Annotated in this window: 5 protein-coding genes; 2 read left to right on the plus strand and 3 right to left on the minus strand. The window is 73.8% G+C overall.

Annotation, left to right across the window (positions count from 1 at the left end):
- Both AB0J52_RS27805 and AB0J52_RS27810 read right to left on the minus strand, forming a co-directional pair.
- A partial coding sequence (locus AB0J52_RS27805) for a DUF5925 domain-containing protein (RefSeq protein ID WP_500185337.1) occupies positions 1-1005 on the minus strand: 1005 nt, incomplete at its 3' end.
- A gap of 42 nt (positions 1006-1047) precedes the next feature.
- Entirely contained in the window at positions 1048-2019 is a 972-nt protein-coding gene (locus AB0J52_RS27810; protein ID WP_500185338.1) for a lysophospholipid acyltransferase family protein, read from the minus strand.
- A gap of 134 nt (positions 2020-2153) precedes the next feature.
- On the opposite strand from AB0J52_RS27810, the gene AB0J52_RS27815 reads away from it, so the two are divergent.
- On the plus strand, positions 2154-3053 hold the full coding sequence (locus AB0J52_RS27815; RefSeq protein WP_500185340.1) for a hypothetical protein: 900 nt from the start codon (positions 2154-2156) through the stop codon (positions 3051-3053).
- A 76-nt stretch (positions 3054-3129) separates the two neighbouring features.
- Here the strand turns inward: AB0J52_RS27815 and AB0J52_RS27820 are convergent, their stop codons facing one another.
- Positions 3130-3807 (minus strand): uracil-DNA glycosylase, encoded by a 678-nt coding sequence (locus AB0J52_RS27820; RefSeq protein WP_500185341.1) that lies wholly within the window; start codon positions 3805-3807, stop codon positions 3130-3132.
- 277 nt (positions 3808-4084) lie between these two features.
- Here AB0J52_RS27820 and AB0J52_RS27825 point away from each other — a divergent pair.
- A partial coding sequence (locus AB0J52_RS27825; protein WP_500185344.1) for a wax ester/triacylglycerol synthase domain-containing protein occupies positions 4085-4758 on the plus strand: 674 nt, incomplete at its 3' end.

Consider the following 4758-nt stretch of genomic DNA (forward strand, 5'->3'; position numbering starts at 1 on the left):
GCCGAGCCGGCCGACCTCGATCTGCGCCAGGCAGCGCCCCGGCCGGACGACCGCCGGGTGCAACTGCGCCAGGTCCTCGTTGGTGGTGATCGCGACCAGCACGTCCCGGCCCTGCCCGAGCATCCCGTCGGTGAGGTTCAGCAGCCGGGACAGGCCCTGCCCGGCCGACTGCTTGGCCTCCCCGCGGATCAGCTCGTCGCAGTCCTCCAGGATGAGCAGCCGCCAGTCGCGCTCCTCGTCGTCCTCCTCGCCCATCGTCGCCTGGAACAGGTAGCTGGGGGAGGAGAACAGCACCTCCGGGTCGAGCACGCAGTCCGACCGGCACCAGTCCTTCCACGCGCGCGCGAGCGCCCGCAGCGCCGTCGTCTTGCCGGTGCCCGGCGGACCGTGCAGCAGCAGGATCCGCCCGTTCACCTCGCCCGGCGTGAGCGCCATGACCCGGTCGAGCGCGGTGGCGACGTCCGCGGTGTAGTTGCGCCGCACGTCGGTCCACGGATCGGCCGTGATCGCCCGCTCGGTGCGCTGCGGACCGTGCCTGCCGTGGTGCCAGAACCCCATCTCGACATGCGTCTCGGCGGGCTTCGGCGGCTCGGTCGCGTCCTTGACCGTCTGGTCCAGGACGGACTGGGCGAGCTCGTCGTCCACCGCCGTGACCGCCACGTACGCGGTGCCGTGCGACCACCGGTTCACCAGCAGCGTCCAGCCCTCGCCCGTGGCGAGCACCGACTTCTTGTCCTTCTCGTTCGCCACCCGCAGCAGCCGCGCCCCCTCGGGCAGCAGCCGCGCGTCCTTGCGGACGTCGTCCAGCCGCGTCGAGCGCGACCACGGCTGCTCCCCGGACGCGAACGGACGCAGCGAGAGCACGTCCATCACGTCGGCCGGGGAGTTGCTGTCGCTGAGGTTCAGCACCACGGGCAGCGTGAGGTCGTCACCGGAGGCCGTGGCGACCTCCGGGGCCTCGACCAGATGCAGGAACTCCCCGCGTCCCTCTCGTGATGCCGTCATGTCCTCGATGATCGGTAGGGGGCGGTGTCCACGTCCAGTGAATTACTTCTCCTCCGCCTTCGGCTCGGCGTCCGCCGCGTCCGTCTTCGGCTCGGCGGGCTCGGCCTTCGGCTCGGCGGGCTCCGCCTTCGGCTCGGCGTCGGCCGGGGCGTCCGCCTTCGGGGCGGCGGCGTCCGTGCCCGGGGCGTCGGCCTTCGGCGCGGTGTCGGCCTTCTTCGGCTCGGCGGCCTGGACGGCGGCCTGCTCGGCGGCGGCGCGGGCCTCGCGGCGGGCGCGGCGCTCCTCGGCCTCGCGGGCGTCCAGCTCCTCGGCCTCCTCGGGCGTCGGCGCGGAGCCGCCGAGGTAGGCGGGCTGCCACCAGGACTCGGACTCGGCCGGGATGTCGGGGTACTCGCGCTGCGCCTTCTCCAGCAGCTCCTGCATCCGGGCGCGCAGGTCCTTGGTGACCTGGTCGTAGTCGTCGCCGCGCTTGGGGTACATCGGCTCGCCGATGAGGATCGTGACCGGGACGTTGCGCTGGAACAGCCGCTTCTTGCGGCCCTTGGTCCACATCCGCTGCGGGCCCCAGATCGCGACCGGGATCAGCGGGACCTTCCCGGCGACCGCCATCCGGACGGCGCCGCTCTTGATCTCCTTGACGGTGAACGAGCGGCTGATCGTGGCCTCGGCGAAGACGCCGACGATCTCGCCGCCCTTCAGCGCGGTCAGCGCGGCCTTGAAGGACGCCGCGCCGGCCTCCCGGTCCACCGGGATGTGGTGCATGCCGCGCATCAGCGGCCCGGCGATCCGGTGGTCGAAGATCTCGCTCTTGGCCATGAACCGGGCGAGGCGTCCGGCCGGGTGGACCGCCAGCCCCGCGAAGATGAAGTCGAGGTAGCTGACGTGGTTGCTGACCAGAACCGCGCCCCCGGTGGGCGGGATGTGCTCGGTGCCCTCAAGGCGGATCTTCAGGTTCAGGGCTCTGAACAGGCCGAGCGCCGCCTTGATCACCGGCGGGTACACGTATTCCGACATGCCTGCAACCTACCTTGCCCCCCGCCCTCACCCGGCAAGATCACCTTCCGTCTGCCGGATGGATCGCGCGGGAGGGGCCGACTCTGAGAAGCTGTGCGGGACAGCGGTGGACTCCGGGGAAGGGGGGTTGCGGAATGGAACCAGAGGCGACTGGCGGCGGCAGGCCGGGCGGCGGCCCGCGCGACGCGGCGTCCGACGTGCACGCCCTGATCCGCGACCTGCTCCCCGTGCTCGCCCCCAGCGCCTGGCTGGACGCCGCGACCTCGGAGATGGTGCTCACCATCGGGCACTCCCAGGCCCGCGCGTCCACCGCGACCGTCCTGGAGCGCTGCGCCGACCAGCCCCGCACCCGCTGGCCCAGCCTGGTGGACGAGTGGGTCCGCGAGGTCGGCGACCGCGCCTCCCGCGCCGTCGGCGAGATGGAGCTGTTCGGCGACGTGCGCGAGCTGCTGCGGCTGCGGATCGTCCCGAAGCTCACGCCGGACGACCGGGAGGGCCTGGTCGTCGTCCCGGCGGGGGACCACTTCGACGCCGTCGTGGTGATCGACCACCCGCGCTACGGCGGCCCGCTGACCCGCGACCGGGCCGGGCTGCTCGGCCTGCGCCGGCTCGGCTTCGTGATGACCAACACCCACGACCGCGAGCTGGCCGACGTCGAGGTCCGCGACCAGCCGCTGCTGCCGGGCCGCGACGTCCGCGTGGTGACCAAGCCCGGCAGCCGCTACGTCTCGGCCCTGCTGTCCGAGGTGCACCAGTTCCTGCCGTCGCCGAACGAGCACGGCGCGCTGGTCGGCGCGCCCAGCCACAACACGCTGCTGATCTACCCGATCAGCAGCCGCGCCGTGGAGGAGGTCCTCCCGGTCTTCGCCGACGTCGTCGCCGAGATGCACGCCGCGGCCGACGACCCGTGCGCGCCCGGCGTCTACTGGTCGCACGGCGAGCGCCGGCTGACGCCCGTCCTGCGGAACCCGGACGGCCCCGCCGACGCAGAGTTCAGCGACCTGCTGAAGATCCTCCCCGACGCCGAGGACTAGCCCGGCCGGAACGGACCGGAACGGGCGGTCCGCGCCTCGCCCGCCTGTCCGGCGCGGGAGACGCGGCCCGCGCGGGTCAGGGGAGCTTCCAGTCGACCGGGGAGGCGCCCTGCTCGGCGAGGAGCTGGTTGGCGCGGCTGAACGGGCGGGACCCGAAGAAGCCGCCGTTGGCCGACATCGGGGACGGGTGGGCCGACTCGATGCAGGGCACGCCGTCGAGCAGCGGGCGCAGGTTGCGGGCGTCCCGGCCCCACAGGATCGCCACGAGCGGGCGGCCCCGGGCGGCGAGCGCGCGGATGGCCTGCTCGGTGACCTCCTCCCAGCCCTTGCCGCGGTGCGAGGCGGGCTTGCCGGGACGCACGGTGAGGGCCCGGTTCAGCAGCAGGACGCCCTGCCGCGTCCAGGGCGTGAGGTCGCCGTTGGACGGCTCCGGCAGGCCGAGGTCGTTCGTCAGCTCGCGGTAGATGTTCACCAGTGAGCCGGGCAGCGGGCGGACGTCCGGGGCGACCGAGAACGACAGTCCGACCGGGTGGCCCGGGGTGGGGTAGGGGTCCTGGCCGACGATCAGCACCCGGACCTCGTCGAACGGCTGCTGGAAGGCGCGCAGGATGTGGTTCCCGGCGGGCAGGTAGCGGCGGCCCGCCGCGACCTCGGCGCGGAGGAACTCGCCCATGGCGGCGATGCGGGGGGCGACGGGGTCCAGGGCCTTGGCCCAGCCCGCCTCGACGGTCTCCGCGAGTGGTCGTGCGGTCATGGCGCACCAGCTTAGCCAGGGGCGGATCTGTCCACATGCGGACGTCGAAACCGGGTTATCTTCTGACGCGCCACGCGAAGCTCCGCACGTGAATTGGGTGAAACGTCCCGTTAAGTCGTGGTTACTTTCCCCTCTCCCACGTTGACCGAGGGTGCCCGGACCGCATAACTCCTTGAGACGGGGCACCGCGACGGAGACGGCGCCCCGGACCGCGGACCGACGACCACCCCCGCAGGGCCCGGCGCACGATCCAGCGACGAGAGCGGGACACCACCAGATGACCCAGCAGACGACTCCGCAGATCACCCAGCTGACCACCCTGGACGCGACCTTCCTCCACGCCGAGGCCGGCGGCACCCACGCGCACATCGCGGGCCTCGGGATCCTCGACCCGAGCGGCCTGCCGGACGGCCGGGTCACGGTGGAGGCGGCCGTGGAGCTCATCCGCGAGCGCGCGCACCTGGCGGCCCGGCCGCTGCGGCGGCGGCTGGCCGGGGTGCCCTTCGGCCTCGACCACCCGTACTGGGAGGACGACCCCGCGTTCGACCCCGCCCGGCACGTGTCCGAGGTGACGCTGCCCGCCCCCGGCACGGACGCGCAGCTCGCCGAGGCGGTCGCCGCGCTGCACGCCCGCCCCCTCGACCGGAGCCGCCCGCTGTGGGAGCTGGTGCTGGTCCAGGGCCTGGCGGGCGGCCGCGCGGCGGTCTACGTCAAGGCGCACCACGCCGCGGTCGACGGCGTCCTGGCCGCCGAGACGCTCGCCGCGCTGCTCGACATCACGCCCGAACCGCGCGAGCTGCCCGCCGACGACGCCGCGCCGCTCCGCGCGCCCAGCCCCGTCTCGCGGCTCCGCACGGGCCTGCTGAGGACGGCGCTGCACCCGGTCCGCGCCGCGCTGTCGGCCGCCCGCACGGCCCCCCATCTCGACGAGGTGCCGGGCGTCGCGGGCCT

The sequence above is a fragment of the Spirillospora sp. NPDC049652 genome (genome assembly GCF_040675125.1).
Classification (GTDB): Bacteria; Actinomycetota; Actinomycetes; order Streptosporangiales; family Streptosporangiaceae; genus Spirillospora.

Bases quoted from the DNA above. Each gene is read 5' to 3' on its own strand.
- AB0J52_RS27810 (WP_500185338.1), bottom strand. From the start codon at position 2,019: ATGTCGGAATACGTGTACCCGCCGGTGATCAAGGCGGCGCTCGGCCTG.
- AB0J52_RS27815 (WP_500185340.1), top strand. From the start codon at position 2,154: ATGGAACCAGAGGCGACTGGCGGCGGCAGGCCGGGCGGCGGCCCGCGC.
- AB0J52_RS27820 (WP_500185341.1), bottom strand. From the start codon at position 3,807: ATGACCGCACGACCACTCGCGGAGACCGTCGAGGCGGGCTGGGCCAAG.